This is a genomic window from Streptomyces sp. NRRL S-1022, from assembly GCF_000720135.1.
GTDB lineage: Bacteria > Actinomycetota > Actinomycetes > Streptomycetales > Streptomycetaceae > Streptomyces.
Genome location: NZ_JOIU01000163.1, coordinates 1 through 338, shown reverse-complemented (window position 1 = coordinate 338; position 338 = coordinate 1). Strand labels below are relative to the sequence as shown.

Sequence of the window (338 nt, the reverse complement as noted above, 5' to 3'; positions counted from 1 at the left end):
CTTGGGCGCGAACACCCGCTCCAGCCGCTCGGGTTCGATCTCACCGACCACACCGGCGTCGAAGACACCCGCCGCGTGGACTACGGCGGTCAGCCGGGGTCCGCTCCCGGTCAGGCCGGTGAGCAGCGCGGCCACCGCGTCCCGGTCGGTCACGTCACAGGCGGGCACCGTGACGGACTCGGCGCCCAGCGCCTCCAGTTCCGCGACCAGCTCCGGCGCCCCCTCGGCCGCCAGGCCGGTGCGGCTGACCAGGACCAGGTGCCGGATGCCGTGCCGGGTCACCAGGTGCCGGGCCAGCACACCGGCCAGCGAACCGGTACCACCGGTGATCAACACCG

At 74.3% G+C, this 338-nt stretch carries 1 protein-coding gene; it reads right to left on the bottom strand.

The window, feature by feature from the left end:
- On the bottom strand, nucleotides 1–338 hold a 338-nt coding region (locus IG05_RS43295), incomplete at both ends, for an SDR family NAD(P)-dependent oxidoreductase (protein ID WP_037816014.1).